Source organism: Pseudomonas sp. AFG_SD02_1510_Pfu_092, assembly GCF_003331055.1.
In the GTDB taxonomy this organism is placed as follows: Bacteria; Pseudomonadota; Gammaproteobacteria; order Pseudomonadales; family Pseudomonadaceae; genus Aquipseudomonas.
The window spans coordinates 1-19,764 of the sequence record NZ_PUQD01000053.1; the positions used below are offsets into that span (position 1 = coordinate 1).

The 19,764-nt window shown below is 64.2% G+C and carries 19 protein-coding genes; 9 read left to right on the forward strand and 10 right to left on the reverse strand.

The features are described 5' to 3' along the window. The first annotated feature begins 177 nt into the window (after window positions 1-177). Window positions 178-1,104, forward strand: a complete 927-nt coding sequence (gene tal / locus C6A77_RS19685; RefSeq protein ID WP_114170974.1) for a transaldolase — start codon at window positions 178-180, stop codon at window positions 1,102-1,104. A 206-nt stretch (window positions 1,105-1,310) separates the two neighbouring features. Continuing rightward, window positions 1,311-3,161, forward strand: a complete 1,851-nt coding sequence (locus C6A77_RS19695; protein ID WP_114170975.1) for an alkaline phosphatase D family protein — start codon at window positions 1,311-1,313, stop codon at window positions 3,159-3,161. A 138-nt stretch (window positions 3,162-3,299) separates the two neighbouring features. Here C6A77_RS19695 and rssC read toward each other — a convergent pair whose 3' ends face one another. Then, window positions 3,300-3,782 (reverse strand): anti-sigma factor antagonist RssC, encoded by a 483-nt coding sequence (gene rssC / locus C6A77_RS19700; protein WP_009686305.1) that lies wholly within the window; start codon window positions 3,780-3,782, stop codon window positions 3,300-3,302. Continuing rightward, a complete protein-coding gene (rssB, locus tag C6A77_RS19705) occupies window positions 3,779-4,960 on the reverse strand; it encodes a two-component system response regulator RssB (protein ID WP_114171002.1) in 1,182 nt (393 codons plus the stop codon). Before rssB ends, rssC begins: the two co-directional genes overlap by 4 nt. A gap of 270 nt (window positions 4,961-5,230) precedes the next feature. Here rssB and C6A77_RS19710 point away from each other — a divergent pair, with 270 nt between their 5' ends. Next, window positions 5,231-5,530 carry a PilZ domain-containing protein gene (locus C6A77_RS19710; protein ID WP_114170976.1) on the forward strand — a complete coding sequence of 100 codons (300 nt, stop codon included), beginning with the start codon at window positions 5,231-5,233 and terminating at the stop codon, window positions 5,528-5,530. Window positions 5,531-5,612: 82 nt separating this feature from the next. Here C6A77_RS19710 and C6A77_RS19715 read toward each other — a convergent pair whose 3' ends face one another. Then, the gene (locus C6A77_RS19715; protein WP_114170977.1) at window positions 5,613-6,320 is read right to left on the reverse strand and encodes a VacJ family lipoprotein; all 708 of its coding nucleotides are present in this window, start codon (window positions 6,318-6,320) and stop codon (window positions 5,613-5,615) included. Window positions 6,321-6,520: 200 nt separating this feature from the next. Between C6A77_RS19715 and C6A77_RS19720 the strand changes: the two genes are divergently transcribed. Continuing rightward, window positions 6,521-7,084, forward strand: a complete 564-nt coding sequence (locus C6A77_RS19720) for a phosphonoacetaldehyde phosphonohydrolase-related protein (RefSeq protein ID WP_114170978.1) — start codon at window positions 6,521-6,523, stop codon at window positions 7,082-7,084. 121 nt (window positions 7,085-7,205) lie between these two features. Continuing rightward, window positions 7,206-7,469, forward strand: a complete 264-nt coding sequence (locus C6A77_RS19725) for a DUF4404 family protein (RefSeq protein ID WP_004376395.1) — start codon at window positions 7,206-7,208, stop codon at window positions 7,467-7,469. 31 nt (window positions 7,470-7,500) lie between these two features. Here the strand turns inward: C6A77_RS19725 and queF are convergent, their stop codons facing one another. Further along, window positions 7,501-8,331, reverse strand: a complete 831-nt coding sequence (gene queF, locus C6A77_RS19730; RefSeq protein ID WP_114170979.1) for an NADPH-dependent 7-cyano-7-deazaguanine reductase QueF — start codon at window positions 8,329-8,331, stop codon at window positions 7,501-7,503. Window positions 8,332-8,594: 263 nt separating this feature from the next. On the opposite strand from queF, the gene cinR reads away from it, so the two are divergent. After that, entirely contained in the window at window positions 8,595-9,275 is a 681-nt protein-coding gene (gene cinR, locus C6A77_RS19740; protein WP_114170981.1) for a two-component system response regulator CinR, read from the forward strand. Continuing rightward, complete coding sequence (locus C6A77_RS19745; protein WP_114170982.1) at window positions 9,272-10,615, forward strand: heavy metal sensor histidine kinase; 1,344 nt, start codon at window positions 9,272-9,274, stop codon at window positions 10,613-10,615. The genes cinR and C6A77_RS19745 overlap by 4 nt, the downstream gene beginning before the upstream one ends. Before the next feature lie 142 nt (window positions 10,616-10,757). Here C6A77_RS19745 and C6A77_RS19750 read toward each other — a convergent pair whose 3' ends face one another. The 3 genes from C6A77_RS19750 to C6A77_RS19760 all read right to left on the reverse strand — a co-directional run bounded on the left by C6A77_RS19750 (window position 10,758) and on the right by C6A77_RS19760 (window position 14,002). Continuing rightward, entirely contained in the window at window positions 10,758-11,999 is a 1,242-nt protein-coding gene (locus C6A77_RS19750) for a lipoprotein-releasing ABC transporter permease subunit (RefSeq protein ID WP_114171003.1), read from the reverse strand. Between the two features lie 61 nt (window positions 12,000-12,060). Continuing rightward, complete coding sequence (gene lolD / locus C6A77_RS19755; protein ID WP_177328473.1) at window positions 12,061-12,744, reverse strand: lipoprotein-releasing ABC transporter ATP-binding protein LolD; 684 nt, start codon at window positions 12,742-12,744, stop codon at window positions 12,061-12,063. A 7-nt stretch (window positions 12,745-12,751) separates the two neighbouring features. Further along, window positions 12,752-14,002, reverse strand: coding sequence for a lipoprotein-releasing ABC transporter permease subunit (locus C6A77_RS19760; RefSeq protein WP_114170983.1), 1,251 nt, complete (start codon window positions 14,000-14,002; stop codon window positions 12,752-12,754). 93 nt (window positions 14,003-14,095) lie between these two features. On the opposite strand from C6A77_RS19760, the gene C6A77_RS19765 reads away from it, so the two are divergent. Together C6A77_RS19765 and C6A77_RS19770 are read left to right on the forward strand one after the other, a co-directional pair. Beyond that, window positions 14,096-14,680, forward strand: coding sequence for a PilZ domain-containing protein (locus C6A77_RS19765; protein WP_114170984.1), 585 nt, complete (start codon window positions 14,096-14,098; stop codon window positions 14,678-14,680). A gap of 29 nt (window positions 14,681-14,709) precedes the next feature. Continuing rightward, the gene (locus C6A77_RS19770) at window positions 14,710-15,432 is read left to right on the forward strand and encodes a glycerophosphodiester phosphodiesterase (protein ID WP_114170985.1); all 723 of its coding nucleotides are present in this window, start codon (window positions 14,710-14,712) and stop codon (window positions 15,430-15,432) included. A 42-nt stretch (window positions 15,433-15,474) separates the two neighbouring features. Here the strand turns inward: C6A77_RS19770 and sthA are convergent, their stop codons facing one another. From sthA to C6A77_RS19785, 3 genes are all read right to left on the reverse strand, one after another. After that, window positions 15,475-16,869: a Si-specific NAD(P)(+) transhydrogenase gene (gene sthA, locus C6A77_RS19775; protein WP_114170986.1), complete on the reverse strand. Its 1,395-nt coding sequence runs from the start codon at window positions 16,867-16,869 to the stop codon at window positions 15,475-15,477. 202 nt (window positions 16,870-17,071) lie between these two features. Further along, window positions 17,072-18,070 (reverse strand): FAD:protein FMN transferase, encoded by a 999-nt coding sequence (locus C6A77_RS19780; RefSeq protein WP_114170987.1) that lies wholly within the window; start codon window positions 18,068-18,070, stop codon window positions 17,072-17,074. A gap of 177 nt (window positions 18,071-18,247) precedes the next feature. After that, window positions 18,248-19,711, reverse strand: coding sequence for a glyceraldehyde-3-phosphate dehydrogenase (locus C6A77_RS19785; RefSeq protein ID WP_114170988.1), 1,464 nt, complete (start codon window positions 19,709-19,711; stop codon window positions 18,248-18,250). Between the last annotated feature and the right edge of the window lie 53 nt (window positions 19,712-19,764).

Here is a 19,764-nt window from a genome sequence, read left to right on the forward strand (position 1 = left end):
GCTTCGCGGGCACGCCCGCTCCCACAGAAGCCGCGTCGCGCTGATTTTGTGCAAACGGAACCTCGGGGCTGCCTGTGACTCGAATCTTCACCTTTAGCAAACCCGCGCCCCACAGGCCCTTGAGTGGCCGTCGGGGCTCGGGTAATGTCGAGTCATTGCACAGGACAGAGCACGCCCATGACCTCCAAGCTGGAACAACTCAAGCAGTTCACCACCGTGGTTGCCGACACCGGGGACCTGGATGCCATCACCCGCCTGAAACCGGTCGATGCCACCACCAACCCGTCGCTGCTGCTCAAGGCCGCTGCCATCCCGGGCTACGCCGAGCTGCTCAAGCAGGTCAAGGCCGATGCCAAGGGCAATGTCGACCTGGCCTGTGACACGTTCGCCGTGGCCGTAGGCTCGGGCATCCTCAAGGTCATCCCGGGGCGCATCTCTACCGAAGTGGACGCGCGCCTGTCGTTCGATGAACCGGCGTTGCTGGCCAAGGCCCGCAAGCTGATCGAGCTGTACGAAGCCGCCGGTGTCGGCCGTGACCGCGTGCTGATCAAGCTGGCCTCGACCTGGGAAGGCATCCGCGCCGCGGAAAAACTGGAAAAGGAAGGCATCCAGACCAACCTCACCCTGCTGTTCTCCTTCGCCCAGGCGCAAGCCTGCGCCGACGCCGGGGTGTTCCTGATTTCGCCGTTCGTGGGCCGTATCTACGACTGGTACAAGAAAAGCACCGGCAAAGACTATGTCGGCGCCGAAGACCCGGGCGTACAGTCGGTCACGCGCATCTACGACTACTACAAGCACAATGGCTACGACACCGTGGTCATGGGCGCCAGCTTCCGCAATATCGGCCAGATCGAGCAACTGGCCGGTTGCGACCGCCTGACCATCAGCCCGGAGCTGCTGCAACAGCTCAGCGATGACCAGGACGAGCTGCCTAGGGTGCTGAAGCCGGGCAATGCCGGCGAGGCCAGGCAGCAGCTGAACGAAAGCCAGTTCCGCTGGGCGATGAACGAAGATGCCATGGCTACCGAGAAGCTGGCCGAGGGCATTCGCCAGTTTGCGCGGGACCAGGAGAAGCTGGAGAAGTTGATGGCTGAAAAGGCCTGATACATTTCCGGGTTGCCTGACGGGCGGAGGATGTTCAGCATTTTCCGCCCGTTTTGTTTTGCCTGTTTTCAGATATGTATTGAATCCCAGGGCCTCTTCGCGGGTGAACCCGCTCCCACAGGGATCCCCGCAGGCCCGAAGTTGGCGCTATCCCTGTGGGAGCGGGTTTACCCGCGAAGCGGCCCGCATAGCCACCCGAGCTGTCGATGACCTCCTCTACCCCGTTGCCCCTCGTTCTCGCCGGCCCGATCCTACGCCGCCTGGAGCCCCAGCGCCTGGCCATCTGGCTGGTCGCCACGCAACCGCTGCAACCCGAATTCATCTGCCCGGCAAGCGAGCCCCAGGTCGATTGCCAGGTGGTCGCAGTGGGCCGGCACGCGTACATCCACCTGCTGGACATCCACTTCACTCAGCCGCTGCCCTGCAACCAACTGCTCGACTATGACCTGCTCATCCACGGCCAGGGCATCGCCGACTGGGCGCCGCACCTGCTCTACCCCGGCGTCCGGCGCCCGAACCTGGTGCTGCGCGACCGGCTCGACCACTTGTTGCATGGCTCCTGCCGCAAACCGCATCATCCCGCCGCCGACGGCCTGCTGTGCGCCGACCGCCTGCTGCTGGCCTGCGAAGGACCGGCGGAGCGCCCCGCCGTGCTGCTGATGACCGGCGACCAGGTGTATGCCGATGATGTCGCCGGCCCGATGTTGCGCGCCATCCATGCGCTGATCGCGCGCCTGGGCCTGTTCGACGAGCAGCTCGACGGCGCGGTGGTAGCCGATAGCCAGGCGTTGTATCAGCACCCGGCCTGTTACTACCACCGCGCCGACCTGCTGCCTGCGCAGGAACGCAACGAAACCCTGCGCGAGCGCTTTTTCGGCGGCAAGCGCAAGCCGATCTTCTCGTCCAGCAACGCCGACAACCACCTGGTGACCTTCGCCGAGGTCATCGCCATGTACCTGCTGGCGTGGTCGCCGGTGCCCTGGCAACTGGTGAAGCTGGACATGCCCGGCGGGCTCACCGCAGCGCGCCAGGCTCGTTACCAACAGGAACTGCCGCTGATCGAGGCGTTTGCCGGCGGCCTTGGCCAGGTGGCCCGGGTGATGGCTCACCTGCCCAGCCTGATGATCTTCGACGACCACGACATCACCGATGACTGGAACCTTTCGGCGCAGTGGGAAGAAACCGCCTATGGCCACCCCTTCTCGCGGCGGATCATCGGCAATGCCTTGCTCGGCTACCTGCTGTGCCAGGCCTGGGGCAACCACCCCGACGCCTGCAAACCGCTGGTCGAACAAAGCCAGGCGCTGAACAGCGACAATCAGGATGAGCTGATCGGCCAGCTGTTGCGCTTCCAGGGCTGGCAGTTCAACTTGCCCAGCAACCCGCCATTGCTGGTGCTGGACACCCGCACCCGGCGCTGGCGCAGCGAAAGCAGCCTGGCCAAGCCGTCCGGCCTGCTCGACTGGGAAGCGCTCAGCGAGCTGCAGCAGGCGCTGCTCGATCACCCGTCGGCGATCATCGTGTCACCCGCGCCGATCTTTGGTGTGAAGCTGATCGAGACAGTGCAGAAGGTGTTCAGCTGGCTGGGTTACCCGCTACTGGTGGACGCCGAGAACTGGATGGCCCACCGCGGGGCGGCGCAGGTCATCCTCAACATCTTCCGCCACTCGCGCACCCCGGGGCACTACGTGGTGCTGTCCGGTGATGTGCATTACTCGTTCGTCTATGAAGTGCTGATTCGCCACCGCCAGCGCAGCCCGCACTTGTGGCAGGTGACCAGCAGCGGTATCAAGAATGAATTCCCCCGGCGCCTGCTGGATGTGCTCGACCGCCTCAACCGCTGGCTGTACGCGCCGCGCTCGCCACTCAACTGGTTTACCAAGCGCCGGGAAATGGAAGTGGTGCCGCGCACGCCCAGCCACAGCAAGGCGGGCGAACGGTTGTGGAATGGCGCGGGGTTGGGGCAGGTGTTCTTCGATGAACAGGGGCGACCGGCGCGGGTGTATCAGCTGGATGCGGGCGGGGGTGAGGCGACTGAGTTCGTTGGCAAAGCGTAGCGATAGGCGGGGTCTGTATTGCCTGTGCCGGCCTTTTCGCGGGTAAACCCGCTCCCACAGGTAAAACACTGCTTTCAGGGCCTGTGCTGTACCTGTGGGAGCGGGTTTACCCGCGAAGAGGCCGGCACAGGCTGAAGGTCAGCTGCGCTCCAGCGCATTCACCAGGTCGTGGAAGGCTTCGCGGTTGGAGTCATTCAGCCCCATCAGGATCTTGTGCGCCTCCAGCACCTTGGAGCGCACCACATCTTCGTTCTGGTCCTGCGACGGCAGGTCGGTCAGGCACTCCGGGCACGGGATCGGGCGATCGACGATGTTGAACACCTGATCGAAGCCCATCGACTGCAACAACCGGGAGATGTCCGGGTTGGTGGTGACCACGGTCGGCAGCAGGCCGACCTTCTGCCGCGACAGGATCGACAGCTTGGCCAACAGGCCCAAGGTGGTGCTGTCGATGCTCTCGGTTTCGGTCAGGTCGATGACGATTGCCGAGAAATTCAACGCCGTGAAAATCTTCTCGATCGTCGCATCCAGCGCCGAACACAGGGTCAGACGCACTTCACCGACGAACTTCAGGACGAAGGTACCACTCTGCTCGGCGAACTGGATTCTACCGGTACTCATTGAAGGTTCCTGCTCAACACCAATAGGGCGATATCATCCGGCATCTCCCCAAGCGTAGCCAATCCAAAGCGTTGGCGCAGCCCATCCAGGCTGCCACCTGCTGCCCTGACGATCTCCGGCAGGGCGGTTTCTTTATCTTTGAGCGTGTCACCCGGCAAAAGGTCCAGAATGCCATCGGACATCAGGCTCAGGCTGAACTGCGGCGGCAGCTCCACCACCAGGTCCTGGTAGGTGGCCTCGTCGAACAGCCCCACCGGCAGGCCACGGCCTTCCAGGTAGCGGGTGTGCTCGGGGGTGTGCAGCACCGGCAATGGTAGATGGCCGCCAACAGCGTAGGTCAGCAGGCCGGACTCTTCGTCGATCACCCCGCCAACCATGGTGACGTGCTTGCCCAACTTGCTGTTGATCAGGCCGCGGTTGATGTGGCTGAGCACTTCCGAGGGTTTGAACTCACGCATCTTGCTGCGCTTGAGCTCGAACATCAGCCGAGTGGTCATGAATTTCAACAACACGGTGACAAACGCCGACGACGCGCCGTGCCCGGACACATCAGCGAGGTAGAAGGCAATGCGCCGCTCGTCCACACGGAAGTAATCGACAAAATCACCCGACAGGTACAACGACGGAATGATCTGGTGCTCGAAGGCGAACTCGCTGGCCGCCCAGGGGCTTTCCGGAAGCATGTTCATCTGCACCTGGCGACCGGCGGTCTGGTCCTCCTGCAGCAGGTGCAGGCTGGCCTCCAGTTCGCGGTTGGCGGCTTCGAGCTTGTCGCGGTAGCGCTGGTTTTCCAGCACCAGGCGCGAGCGGTCGAGCGCGCGGCGCACCGAATGCTCGAGGACGGCCAGGTCTTCCAGCGGCTTGATCAGGTAGTCGGCGGCGCCCAGGCGCAACGCTTCCACCGCATCGCTCATGACGCCGGCACCGGACACCACGATCACCGGCAACTGCGGGGCGCGCTCGCTGACCTGACGGATCAGTTCGAGGCCGCCCATCTGCGGCATGCGCAGATCGCAGATCACGAGGTCGGGCTGGTGTTCTTCGAAGACCTTTAGCCCCTGCTGGCCATTGCCGGCCTGGAGGACGCTGAAGCCACTGTCTTCAAGATACGCGGCGAGGCTTGCACGGACCACGTCGTCGTCATCGATGATCAGCAGCGTTGCACTGGTTTTCTGCATGTGGGCGAACGGCGCCGATTTGGGTTGGTGCAGCGGTGTCGGCAAGGCAGACGGCCAGCTACGGGAATTCTCTGTGGTCACACTCTACTTGAGTTGTAGGACAAGAACACTTGCCCGGCAACTGTAAGAGGTACCTTGTAAGGCGCAGACGGTACTCCCATCCGGCAGGCGTTTCAAGCATGCAAGGGTCGACCTCGCCGCACTTTACAGGGCAAATCACCGGGAGTTATAAGAAAGCCGACCAGCGCAACCCGACGGGAAGGATGCAGCATGCCGCACACGCCCTCCAGCCATGACGAAAAACGCGATTTCATCCGCATGCGCATCGACACCGAGGTCAGCTTGCTGCACGCAGGCCAGGTGATCGCCGCGGTGTGCCTGGACCTGTCCAGCAGCGGCATGCAGGTGCAGGCGCCGCAGCGCTTTCAGGTGGGGGATCGGATCGAGGTACGGATCGAGTCCGACCACCCGGCGCTGAAGGGCCTGCATGCCAGCACCGAAGTGGTGTGGATTGCCGACCAGCCGGGCGGGCAGCAGAAGTTCGGGCTGCGGATTCTGGCGATGCACTGACCGCACAGGCATTGGCGTCACGCTCCCCCAGTGGGAGCGGGCGAGCCCGCGAAGGGCTGCACGGCAGCCCCCCGCTCACCGATCAGAAGTCGTCTTCGACTTCGCCATCCTTGACCCGGAACTCGCGGTTCTGCAGGTAGGCGTTGCGGATGAAGATGTACTTGTCGCCCTGGATCAGCTTCTCCGCCGACAGCAGGCTGGCGCGAGTGTCGATGATGTCGAGGGCGAAGATCGAGTTGCGCGTCGGCACATGGTCGATGTAGCGGTAGGGCTCGGTGTAGCTGTCCGGGTACTTGGCCACGCCGTCACGCACGGTGCTCGGGCCCAGCAGCGGGATGACCACGTACGGGCCGCTCGGTACGCCCCAGTAGCCGAGGGTCTGGCCAAAGTCCTCGTCATTGCGCTGCAGGCCCATGCGGGTGCCCACATCGAAGAAACCGCCCAGGCCGAAGGTGGTGTTGACGATCAGCCGCGCCGTGTCCACGCCAGCCGCATGGGGCTTGAACTGCAGCAGGTCGTTGGCCAGGTTGGTCACATCGCCCAGGTTGCGGAACATGTTGTGAATGCCGTCTTCCAGGAACTGCGGGGTGACCGCCTGGTAGCCCTTGGCCAATGGCTTGAGGGCATAGGTGTCGACGGTATCGTTGAAACGGAAGATCGGACGGTTGACCGCTTCCCAGGGATCTTCCTCGGTGGCGGCCTGGGTGGCTGCCACGGGCGCCAGCAGCATGCTGGCGCAGACACAGGCCTGGGTGACTCGTTCGATCACACTGGCACCGATCCTACGCATAGGTGTTTCTCCATCGAAATTCTCGGCCGCAAGCGCAACAGGTCGCGCTGCTGTACGGCGGCAGTATAGAGGCTTGCGCTGTGATGAACAGCTTTACACGACACTGCTCAATAAATTGTGAACAACTGTTGCGCGGCGCCGGCTGTCACAGGCTGGTAACAATCGCCGAATAGCCTGCGGACTATTTGAGGGACGTTGCCATGGACGCTGCACCCGCCTTCACCGCTGTGCTGTTCGGCTTGCGCGGCTGCCTGGTGCACGCCGCCAGTGGCACCCCCTCGCCCGCCCCCGGCGCATTGGCCGCGCTGGCCAGCTTGCGCCAGCGCCAAGTGCCGTGCATCTGGCTGGATGACCTCGACCTGGAGCACGGCAAGCGCCTGGCGCAGGTATTGCCCGCCTGGCTGCCGGGGCAGGCGCTGAACGGCGCACGCTCAGCGGCACCGAACGCTTGCTGGCAGGCATTGATGGCGCTGGAAAGCGAACGGCTTGAAGGTTCCGTGCTGGTCAGCGGCGACCCGTGCCTGTTGCAGTCAGGTCTCAACGCCGGGCTGTGGACGGTGGGGCTGGCCGCCTGCAGCCCGTTCTGCGACCACAGTTCGCGCCAATGGCAAGCCATGACGCCGCAGGAACAGGACCTGGCTCGCGGCAAGGCGACGCTGGAACTGTTCAGCCTGGGTGTGCACTCGGTGATCGACCACCTGGAAGCGCTGGCTACCTGCCTGGAGGACATCGCCCAGCGCCGGCGCAAGGGCGAAAAACCCTGATGAGCAGCGTTGACGCGGATCATGCAAAGCAGCGGCAGGTGGATTACGCTGAAGGCAGGCCAGAACCTTTGCCGCTTCGCTGAGGTCCATGGCTAGCCAAGCCATTGATGGAGAATTGCCAATGCCTGCCCGCGAATTGCAAGAGCGTCTGAACAGCTTGCGCGAGCAACTGGATCGCAACGTGCCGCTTTCCGACGAAGAACTGGCCGCGTTGCACGAAGAAGCGCGCCAGATCGAGGCGCAACTGAAGCTTGAGGAAGCCACCCCAGACAATAACCTGGTGGACGGGGTGAACCTGGCGATCGAACGCTTCGAAGCCGACCACCCCGACCTCACCGCCACCCTGCGCAGCATTGCCAACTCGCTGCACAGCATGGGGATCTGACATCGCTGGGGCCGCAAAGCGGCCCCAATACTTACTGGCGAACCAGGCGCTGGTTCTGCGGGCTGATCGCGTGGGTGCTGCGGTACGGGTTGATGTCCAGCCCGCCGCGGCGCACATAACGCGCATACACCGTCAGATGTTCCGGCTGCAGCAGGTTCTTCAAGTCCAGGTAGATCCGCTCCACACACTGCTCATGGAAGTCGGCATGCTGGCGGAAGCTGATCAGGTAGGTCAGCAGGCTGGCAGGCTCCAACGCACGGCCCTTGTACTCGACCACCACGCTGCCCCAGTCCGGCTGGCCGGTAACCGGGCAGTTGGACTTCAGCAGGTGGCTGTGCAGGGTTTCTTCCACCACTCGATCAGGGTTGCACTGCAGCAGCTCCGGCTGCGGTTGCGTGTAGTTGCTGATGGCCACCTCCAGCGCGTCGATGCACTGCCCGGGCAAGGCCACCACGCCCTGCGCCTGGACCTCGGCCAAGGTCCGCACCTGCACGGCGACCGGCTTGCCGGCAGCGGCAGAGAGGTCTTTTTCCAGGCAGGCCTGCAGCTCCCCAGGCGAGGCGAACACCGTCTGGTTCAGCGAATTGAGGTACAGCTTGAACGACTTCGACTCGATGATGTTCGGTGAATCGGCCGGGATGGCGAACTCGCCGATCGCCACCACCGGCTTGCCCGACGGCAGCAGCCAGCTCAACTCGAAGCAGTTCCAGTAATCCACGCCCTGCCAGGGCAAAGTCTGGGCAGTGACGCCCAGCTCGGCCCACTTGGCGGTACGCGGAATCGGGAACAGCAGCTCCGGGGAGTAGGTAGCGATGTATTCGCTGGACTTGCCCAGCGGGGAATGTTCGGCAGCGGGATGCATGGAAACTGACCTGAAGGTTCGAAATTGCCCCTAGTCTACCGGTTTTGCACCCCGCCTTGGAGCGCAACTCGGCAGGATTACAAGTTCGTCAGCTTTGCGCCAGGCAGCGCATCGTCACGTATCATCTCGGCATCACTCGTTCCTGTGGGAGCGGGTTCACCCGCGAACACCGGCAAAGCCGGTGCCAGGCAGCGAGTTGGATTCTTCGCGGGTAAACCCGCTCCCACAGGGCTTCGCGCCGCCTGCTGGAGCCAACTCACCCCATGAAACTGCTGATCGTCGAAGACCAGGCCCGCACCGGCCAGTACCTGAGCCAGGGCCTGAACGAGGCTGGCTTCACCACCGAGCTGGCCAGCGATGGCGAAACCGGCCAGTTCCTTGCCGTGACCGGCGACCACGACCTGCTGATCCTCGATGTGATGCTGCCCGGGCGCGACGGCTGGCAGATCCTCCAGGCCGTGCGCCAGGCCGGCCTGGACACGCCGGTGCTGTTCCTCACCGCCCGCGACGCCGTCGAGGACCGGGTGCACGGCCTGGAGCTGGGCGCCGATGATTACCTGGTCAAGCCATTCGCCTTCTCCGAACTGCTGGCCCGGGTGCGCAGCCTGCTGCGCCGGGGCACCAGCCCCAGCCAGGACACCACCCTGGGCCTGGCCGACCTGCGCCTGGACCTGATCCGCCGCCGTGCCGAGCGCGCCGGCCAGCGCATCGACCTGACCGCCAAAGAGTTCGCCCTGCTCGAACTGCTGCTGCGGCGCCAGGGCGAGGTGCTGCCCAAATCGCTGATCGCCTCGCAGGTGTGGGACATGAATTTCGACAGCGACACCAATGTGATCGAGGTGGCGATCCGCCGCCTGCGCCTGAAGATCGACGACCCGCACACCCGCAAGCTGATCCACACCGTGCGCGGTATGGGCTACGTACTCGAAGAGCGCGCCGAGTGATGCGCCGGGTTTCCCTCGGCAGCCGCCTGGCCCTGCTGTTCGCCGCCTGCACCGCCGCCGTCTCGCTCGGCGCCGGGCTGATCTTCAGCCGCGCCAGCGCGCAGCACTTCGTCGAACTGGACCAGCAACTGCTGGACTCGCGCCTGTCGCTGTTCCGCACCCAGCTGGCCGGCATCGGCAGCCAGGCCGCGTTGCAGGCACACCTGCCCGCCCTGCGTGATGAGCTGGGCCACCAGGCTGATCTTGCGTTGCGCATCAACGGCCACGACGGCGCCACCTGGTTCGAAAGCCGCACGGGCCTGCCGCAGACGCCGCTGCCCGACGGCCTGGCGACCCTGCATGCGCAAGGCATCGACTACCGCAGCCTGGCCGTGCACCTGGCGCCAGGTGCGGCGCAGTCGCCACAACTGACCCTGTACCTCGACATCACCCACCACCAGCACTTTCTGCAGGGCATGCAGCGCCTGATCTGGCTGACCGTCGGCCTGTCGGCGCTGGCCACCGCGTTGCTCGGTGCCTGGGCCGCACGCCGCGGCCTGCGCCCGTTGCGGCAGATGGGCCAGGTGGCCGCCAGCGTCTCGGCACGCTCGCTCACCACGCGCCTGCCCGTGGCGCAGATGCCCGAAGAACTGGCCGAACTGGCGAGCGCGATGAACGCCATGCTGCAACGCCTGGACGATGCCTTCCAGCGCCTGTCGGCATTTTCTGCCGACATCGCCCATGAGCTGCGCACACCGCTGTCCAACCTGCTGACCCACACCCAGGTCACCCTCACCCGCCCGCGTAGCCTCGAGGAATACCGCGAGGCGCTGCATGGCAACCTTGAGGAACTGCAATGGATGGCGCAGATGATCAACGACATGCTGTTCCTGGCCAAGGCCGACCACGGCCTGCTGGTACCGGGGCAGGCGCCGCTGCTACTGCATGAAGAGGTGGATGCGCTATTGGAGTACTACGCGCCGCTGGCCGAAGACAGCGGCGTGCAGATGCTGCGCGAGGGTGAGGCGCTGTTGCAGGGCGACCGGCATATGCTGCGCCGGGCGCTGTCCAACCTGCTGGACAATGCCCTGCGCTTTACCCCGACGGGTGGGCAGATACGGGTGACGCTGGCGCCGGGGCCAACGCTGTGCGTGGCCAATACCGGGCCGGCCATCGAGCCGGCGGTGTTGCCGAGGTTGTTCGACCGCTTCTACCGGGTCGACCCGGCGCGGCGGGAAGGCAGTAGCGAGCATGCGGGGTTGGGCTTGGCGATTACCCGGTCGATCGTGCAGGCCCATGGCGGGCGCATTCGCGCGGAGTGTGCGGATGGGTGGACGCGGTTTGTGATCGAGTTTACCTAGGTGTGGTGATCCGGGGGGCTGCTACGCAGCCCAATCGCGACACAAGGCCGCTCCCACAAAGTGGCCAGAATCGCGCTCCCCTTGTGGGAGCGGCCTTGCGTCGCGAAAGGGGCGCAACGCGCCCCCAAAAACTCAGAGGAGACTATACAGCCAGGCCAATCGCCGGCTGCACCTGCGACGCGCGATACGCCGGGTAGATGGTCGCGAGGAAGCTCATCACCAGCCCCGCCGTGCAGATGATCGCCACATCCCCCCACTGCAACTGCGACGGCAGGCTGCTGATGAAGTACACATCCGAAGTGAAGATGTGCTGCCCGCTGACCCGCTCCAGCCAGCCGACGATCTGGCTGACGTTGAACGCCGCGATCACCCCCAGCACACCACCGATCAGCGTGCCGACGATGCCGATCAGGCTGCCCTGGACCATGAACGTGCCCATGATCTGTGCCGGCGTGGCGCCCAGGGTACGCAGGATGGCGATGTCCGGCCCCTTGTCGTTCACCACCATCACCAGGGTGGCGATGATGTTGAACGCCGCCACCGCGATGATCATCATCAACAGCAGGCCGATCATGGTCTTTTCCATCTTCATGGCACTGAACAGGCTGCCCTGGGTATGTGACCAGTCATCGGCGCGGTAGGCATCGCCCAGCCCCGCAGCGATAGCCTTCGACACCTGCGGCGCGGCATACAGGTCGTGCAGTTTCAGGCGCACGCCCTGCACCTGACCCGGCGCCCAGCGCTGCATGGCACCGGCATCGGCGACGTGGATATAGGCCTGCGAGCCGTCCAGTTCGGCACCCACCTTGAAGATGCCGACCACGGTCAGGCGCTGCATGCGCGGGGTGATGCCGCCCGGCTCCTTGCTGATTTCCGGCACGATCAGGGTCAGCTTGTCACCGGTGTTCAGGCGGAAACGGCGCGCCGTCAGCTCACCGATGACCACACCGAACTCACCCGGCTGCAAATCCTGCAGGCGGCCCTGGACGATGTGCTGGCCGACGATCGAGACCTTGCCCTCCTCGGCCGGGTCGATACCGCCAACCTGGATCGGCTGCATCGCCCCCTTGTACGACAGCATGCCTTCCATTTCGGTGATCGGCGCTGCCGCCATCACCGCCGGGTCCTGCATGGCCGCTGCGGCCACCTTGTGCCAGTCGTCCAGCGGCTGCACGCCAAGGATGGCGGCATGCGGCACCAGGCCAAGGATGCGCGAGCTCATTTCGCGCTGGAAGCCGTTCATCACCGACAGCACCACGATCATCGCCAGCACGCCCAGCGACAGGCCGATCATCGAAGTCATCGAGATGAACGAGATGAAGTGGTTGCGGCGCTTGGCTCGGGTGTAGCGCGCGCCGATGAAGATGGGCAAGGGTCTGAACATGTACGAGAACACCCAATGAAAACAGGAAAACGGGGCGGCAGCGGCCACCCCGTGCAGTCGATCAAATCGCCACCAGGTGGCCGTCGTCGAGCTTCAATACACGGTCCATCTGACGCGCCAGGTTGAGGTCGTGGGTGACCACCAGGAACGCCGTGCGCGACGCGCTCGACAGTTCCTGCATCAATTCCTGGATGCCTTGGGCGGTGTGGTGATCGAGGTTGCCGGTCGGCTCGTCGAGCATCACCAGGCCAGGGCGGTTGACCAGTGCCCGGGCAATCGCCACGCGCTGGCGCTCGCCGCCGGACAGCTCGGCCGGCTTGTGGTTGAAGCGGTGGCCAAGGCCCACGCGCTTGAGCAGCGCCTCCGCCCGCTCACGGGCCTCGGGAATGGGCGTACGGCCGATGAGCAGCGGCATGCACACGTTCTCGATGGCGGTGAATTCCGGCAGCAGGTGGTGGAACTGGTAGACAAAGCCCAGCTCGCGGTTGCGCAGCAGGCCACGGGCGCGCTCGCCCAGTGCCGACAGCTCCTCGCCGGCCAGCCAGACGCTGCCCTGGGTCGGCCGGTCGAGGCCGCCCAGCAGGTTGAGCAAGGTACTCTTGCCCGAGCCGGAACTGCCAACGATGGCCACCCGCTCACCGGCGTGCAGCTCGAGGTTGAGCCCGGACAGCACCTGCACCGACTCCGGGCCCTCGTCGTAGGACTTGCCCAGGTTGCGGCAACTCAGAACGGCTTTATCACTCATGCGCGACTCACTCATAACGTAGCGCCTCTGCAGGCTGGGTGCGGGCCGCACGCCAGGCCGGGTACAGGGTGGCGAAGAAACTCAGGACCAGTGCCGCGCCACAGACCATGTACACGTCCTGGGCCTGGATTTGCGACGGCAGGTAATCGATGAAGTACACATCGGCGTTGAGGAACTTGTGCCCGATCAGTTTCTCGATGCCGGCGATCACCGCACTCACGTTCAGCGCGGCGAAGATCCCGACCACGGCGCCGATCAGGGTACCGATCACCCCGATCACCGTGCCCTGGACCATGAAGATGAGCATGATCTGCCCGGGCGTGGCGCCCAGGGTGCGCAGGATGGCGATGTCGCCACGCTTGTCGTTGACCACCATCACCAGGGTGGAAATGATGTTGAACGCCGCCACCGCCACGATCAGCAGCAACAGCAGGCCGATCATGGCCTTTTCCATGCGGATCGCCTGGTACAGGTTGCCGTGGGTACGGGTCCAGTCGCGGCTGTAGAATTCCTGCTCGCCCAGGCGTTGGGCGATGTCCCAGGCCACCCGCGGCGCCTGGAACAGGTCGTCGAACTTCAGCCGCAGGCCCTGCACCTGGTCGGGTTTCCAACGGTGCAGGCGGGACAGGTCGCTGATGTTGGTCAGGCCCAGGTAGCCGTCGATTTCACCGGCGCCGACATGGAAAGTGCCGACCACGGTAAAGCGTTTCATGCGCGGGAACATGCCGGCCGGGGTCACGCTGACCTCGGGGGCGACGAAGGTGAGCTTGTCGCCGACGGCCACGCCCAGCTTGGCCGCGGCCTTGTCGCCGATCATGATGCCCCACTCGCCCGGCGCCAGCTGGTCGAGGCGGCCCTGCAGGACGAACTTGTCGATGATTGACACCTCGCGCTCGCGGGCCGGGTCGATGCCGTTGAGCAATACCTTCTGCACCTTGCCTTCATGGGTCAGCAGGCCCTGCATCTGGGTGAAGGGCGCAACCGCCAGCACCTGCGGATTCTGCTTTACTTGTTGGGCAAGCGCCGGCCAGTCGGCAATGGGCTGGCCGCTCTCCAGCGTGGCATGGGGAATCATGCCCAGCACGCGGGTGCGCATCTCGTGGTCGAAACCGTTCATCACCGAGAGCACCACGATCATCACCACCACGCCCAGGGCGAGGCCGATCATCGAGGTCAGGGAAATGAACGAGACGAAGTGATTGCGACGTTTGGCACGGGTATAACGCGTGCCGATGAATGCGAAAAGAGGTCTGAACATGTCGGGGCTTGTTCGGATGAAAGGGAACGTCCTTGTGGCGAGGCGCCTACGGCGGCTTTACACTCGGACCACCGCCGCTACCTTGGGTTCGCCATGACGACATTAGACGAAGAAGATCGCCGCGAATACTACCGCATCGAAGATCGGATCGCACTTCAAATCAGCCCCCTCAGCGCGGCCGAAGCCCTTGAAGCAGATGTGTTGCAAGATGATTCGCCGCTGTTCAACCTGCTCAGCGAACTGCACCTGTCCGACTTCGAGTCGCAGCACCTGCTGCGCCAGCTGAGCGAAAAGGACCGCACCCTCGCCGCCTTCCTGCGCGCGCAGAACAAACGCCTCGACCTGCTCAGCGCAGTGGTCGCCCAGACCCTCATCGGCGAAGTGGGCGAGCCCCAGCCGGTGGTGATTTCCGAGGGCGGCATCGAGTTCGCCCAGGCCACCCCGATCGCCCCCGGCACCCGGGTAGCGGTGAAGATGGTGCTGATGCCACGCGCCCATGGCCTGCTGCTGCGCGGCAAGATCACCCACTGCGACCCGCGCCCGCAGGGCGGCTTCGAGCTTGGCAGCGAATTCACCGACATGACCGACACCCAGCGCCAGTTGCTGGCCCGCTACATCCTGCAGCGCCAGCAGCAGCAACGGCGCCAGCAGCTGGAACAGAACGACCCGGCCTCCTGAGCCCATTTCCCTGATTTGAAGGAACGAACGTGACCCTGATCTACGGCCATCGCGGCGCCAAGGGCGAAGCGCCCGAGAATACCCTGAAGAGCTTCCAGCAGTGCCTGGCCCACGGCGTGACCCGCTGCGAGCTGGACCTGCACCTGTCGGCCGACAACGAGCTGATGGTGATCCACGACCCGACCCTCAAGCGCACCACGGGCAAACGCGGCAAGGTGGTGGAGCACCCGGCCGCCGAACTGGTCCGCATCGATGCCCGCAAAGGCGGCCCGGGCCACGTGCAACCCTGCCCTATCCCGCGCCTGGAAGAACTGTTCCAGAAGTGCCCGTTCGACCACTGGCAACTGGAAGTGAAAAGCGCCTCGCGCACCCGTGCCGCCACCACCGTGCTGGCGATTCGCGAACTGGCCCAGCAATACGGCCTGCTGGACAAGGTGACCATCACCTCCAGCTCACGTGAAGTGCTGGGTGCCGCGCTGGAGCTGGTGCCGGATGTGAAACGCGGGCTGGTTGCCGAATACGCCTGGCTCGACCCGCTGAAGGTGGCGCAGAACTACGGCTGCGAGCTGCTGGCATTGAACTGGACACTGTGCACCCCCGAACGCCTGCTGAAAGCGCAGAGCCAGGGTTTGCACGTGTCGGTATGGACGGTCAACGAACCGGCACTGATGCGCCGGCTCGCTGACTTTGGCGTGGACAGCCTGATTACAGACTTTCCCGGTTTGGCCAGGACCACCCTCGGGCAGGGTTGAAATCGGTCTCTCCGACCGGCTCAGGCCACCGGTCGGAGCCGCTCAAAAAAGCCGGTTCAGGCCGTCGTAGGCGGCTACCCGGTAGGCTTCGGCCATGGTCGGGTAGTTGAACGTGGTGTTGACGAAGTACTTCAGGTTGTTCAGCTCGCCCGGCTGGTTCATCACCGCCTGGCCGATGTGGACGATTTCCGAAGCCTGGTAACCGAAGCAGTGCACGCCCAGCACTTCCAGCGTTTCGCGGTGGAACAGGATCTTCAGCATGCCTTGCGGCTCGCCGGCAATTTGCGCGCGGGCCATGCTCTTGAAGAAGGCCTTGCCCACTTCGTACGGCACCTTGGCCTGGGTCAGCTCCTGCTCGTTCTTGCCGATCGAGCTGATCTCGGGAATGGTGTAGATGCCGGTCGGCACATCGTTGACGAAACGCCAGCTGCCGTTGTCGACGATGCTGCCCGCTGCGGAGCGGCCCTGGTCGTGGGCAGCGCTGGCCAGGCTTGGCCAGCCGATCACATCACCGGCGCCGTAGATGTTCGGCACGCTGGTGCGGTAAGCCTCGTCAACCTCGATCTGGCCGCGGCTGTTGACCTTGATGCCGATGTTCTCCAGGCCCAGCTTGTCGGTGTTGCCGGTACGGCCGTTGCACCACAGCAAGGCGTCGGCCTTGATCTTCTTGCCCGACTTCAGGTGCAGGATCACCCCGTTGTCCAGGCCTTCGACGCGCTCATAGTCTTCGTTGTGGCGCACGGTGATGTTGTTGTTGCTGAAGTGGTAGCTTAGCGCCTGGGAAATTTCCGAGTCGAGGAAGCTGAGCAGCTGGCCACGGTTGTCTACCAGCTCGACCAGCACACCCAGGCCGCTGAAGATCGAGGCGTATTCGCAACCGATCACGCCGGCACCGTACACGATCAGCTTGCGCGGGGTGTGACTGAGGCTGAGGATGGTGTCGCTGTCGTAGACCCGTGGGTGGTTGAAGTCGATGTCGGCCGGGCGGTACGGGCGCGAGCCGGTGGCGATGATGATGTGCTTGGCATTGAGCTTTTCCACCACCCCGTTCGGGCAGACCACTTCGATGGTCTGCTCGTCGGCGAAGCTGCCGGTGCCGACGAACACATCGACCCGGTTGCGGGCGTAATAGCCGGTACGCGAGGCCACCTGCTTGGCGATCACCTTCTCGGCGCTTTTCAGCACATCCGGGAACGAGAACCAGCGCGGCTCACCGATGGCACGGAACATCGGGTTGGTGTTGAACTGCATGATCTGCCGCACCGAGTGACGCAGTGCCTTGGACGGGATGGTGCCCAGGTGGGTGCAGTTGCCCCCGACCTGACGACGGCTATCGACCATCGCCACCTTGCGCCCTGCTTTGGCGGCGTTCATTGCCGCACCTTCTCCGGCCGGGCCGGAACCCAGCACCACTACGTCGTAGTTGTAGACAGCCATGCGTACTCCTTCAGAACTGGCCCGCAAGCCACGGTCGCTCGCGGGGCGCGATCATGCCGCCGGGGCGTCATGAGAAAATTCGGGTGCAGTCTAATCAAGCGTGAACGCCGCGCACATTAACCCTTGGTCGCGTCGTAGGCCAATTTTGCCCGCACTACATATGTCACCCATTCCCTGGCGGCGATCATCCCTGCTTGCGCTTTCATTCGCCTTTCACTGCCCGTTCGAACGCGGGCGTAGCTCGGGAGACGAAACCACCCTCGACCCGAGTCACCAACACCGCGGCCAGGCCATGCGCCACGGCAAAATCCCAGCCACGTTGCGGGCCGAGCACCAACAGCAGCGTCGAATAGCCGTCGGCGCGCAGCGCCGAGGCGTCGAGCACGGTGACCGCAGCCAGGTCGTGCTGCACCGGGCGCCCGAGGCGGGCATCGAAGGTGTGCGAATAGCGCCGGCCATTCTCCTCGAAATAGTGCCGATAGTCACCCGAGGTCGATACCGAAAGGCCCTGCACCGGAATGACCTGGCGGGCGATTTGACGGTCTTCGCGGGGCAGCTCCAGGGCGATGCGCCAAGGGCTGCCGTCGGGCTTGCGGCCGACCGCCTTGAGCTCGCCGGTCGCTTCGGCGATGAAGCTGGCCACACCCATGGCCTGCAGGCGCGCGGCGATCAGGTCGACCGCATGGCCAGCGGCGATGCTGTTAAAGTCCAGCTGTACCGGGGCGTCTTTGCACAGGGCTTGGCCCTGGATGCGCAGGTGCCGGTAGCCGACTTGCTGGCGCACCTGGGCCAGGGCCTGCGGGTCGGGCACCTGCTCGTGGCGCGCCTGCGGGCCGAAACCCCACAGGTCGAGCAAGGGCTCGACGGTCAGATCGAAGGCGCCATCGCTCTGCTCGGCCAACTGCTGGCCGAGGCTGACCAGTTCGAGCATGTCGGGCGGCAAGGCCAGGCACTGGTTGGCGGGCAACTGGTTGAACTGGCTGACGGTGGAATCGCTGCGGTAGGTCGAGTAGTGCTGGTCGATGTCGTGCAGGATGGTTTCCACCGCGGCTTGCACCTGCGCCGGCGCTGGGCCGCCGGGCTCGCGCACGTACTGGATGCTGTAGCTGCTGCCCATGGTCGGGCCGCCCAGGCGCTCCAGGGTCGGGCCCTGGTTGCAGGCCGTGAGCAGCATGAGGATGAACAGCAAGGCTGTGCGCAAGGTTCGGGCTCTCGGTCACCTGCACTGGCCTCTTCGCGGGTAAACCCGCTCCCACAGGTCGAGGTGCCCGCTGTGGGAGCGGGTTCACCCGCGAAGAGGCCGGCCTAGGCAACACAGATACTGGATAAAAAAACGGGAACCCGAAGGTTCCCGTTTTCTCATTGCATTACAAGCGTATCAGTGTGGAAACGCTGGCGGGTTCACACCGGCCATCTCTTCCATCACACGGACCACCTGGCAGCTGTAACCGAATTCGTTGTCGTACCAGACGTACAACACAACGCGGTTGTCGTTGCAGATGGTCGCTTCGGCGTCAACCACACCGGCGTGGCGCGAACCGACGAAGTCGGTCGAAACCACTTCCTGCGAGCTGACGTAGTCGATCTGCTTGTGCAGCTCCGAGTGCATGGCGGTCTGGCGCAGGTACTCGTTGATCTCGTCGCGGCTGGTGGCCTTCTCGAGGTTCAGGTTGAGGATGGCCATCGACACGTTCGGCGTAGGCACGCGAATGGCGTTGCCGGTCAGCTTGCCCTTCAGCACTGGCAGTGCCTTGGCGGCAGCGGTGGCGGCGCCGGTTTCGGTGATGACCATGTTCAACGGTGCGGCACGACCACGGCGGCTGCCCTTGTGGAAGTTGTCGATCAGGTTCTGGTCGTTGGTGAACGAGTGAACGGTTTCGACATGGCCGTTGACGATGCCGTACTGGTCGTTGACCGCCTTGAGCACCGGCACGATGGCGTTGGTGGTGCAGGAAGCGGCCGAGATGATCTTGTCATCGGCACCGATGTCACCGTGGTTGATGCCGTGCACGATGTTCTTCAGCGCGCCCTTGCCAGGTGCAGTGAGGATCACGCGGGCTGCGCCCGGGCAGGCCAGGTGCTGGCCCAGGCCGTCGGCATCACGCCACACGCCGGTGTTGTCGACGATCAGCGCGTTGTCGATGCCGTACTGGGTGTAGTCGACTTCGCTCGGGCTCTTGGCGTAGATGACCTGGATCAGGTTACCGTTGGCGGTGATGGTGTTGTTGGCTTCGTCGATGGTGATGGTGCCATCGAACGGGCCGTGCACCGAGTCGCGGCGCAGCAGGCTGGCACGCTTGACCAGGTCGTTTTCGGCGCCTTTGCGCACGACGATGGCACGCAGGCGCAGGCCGTCGCCGCCACCGGTCTTCTCGATCAGGATGCGCGCCAGCAGGCGGCCGATGCGGCCGAAGCCGTACAGGACAACGTCGGTGCCCTTGCGCGCCGAAGCGTTCTGCTGGCCAACCACCTCGGCCAGTTCTTCACGGACGAACTGCTCGGCAGTGCGGCCATTGCCTTGCTGCTTGAACTTGTTGGCCAGCTTGCCCAGGTCGACCGAAGCGGCGCCCAGTTTCAGCTCGCTCATGGCCTTGAGCAGGGGGAATGTCTCGTGGACGGACAGCTCGGTTTCGTCGGCTTGACGATGACGCGCAAAGCGATGCGCCTTGAGAATCGAGATAACCGAACGGTTGATCAGGCTACGGCCATAAATCGAGCTCACCACGTTGTTGTTGCGGTAGAGCTGACCGATAAGCGGGATCATCGCTTCAGCCAGGGCTTCACGATCGATCCACTCACCAAGACACTGGTCGGGCTTCTGAGTCACGGGAACCTTCCACATGTAGGGACAGAAAAAAGGGGCTACATTATGACGCCCCAGCGCGTTACGGGCAA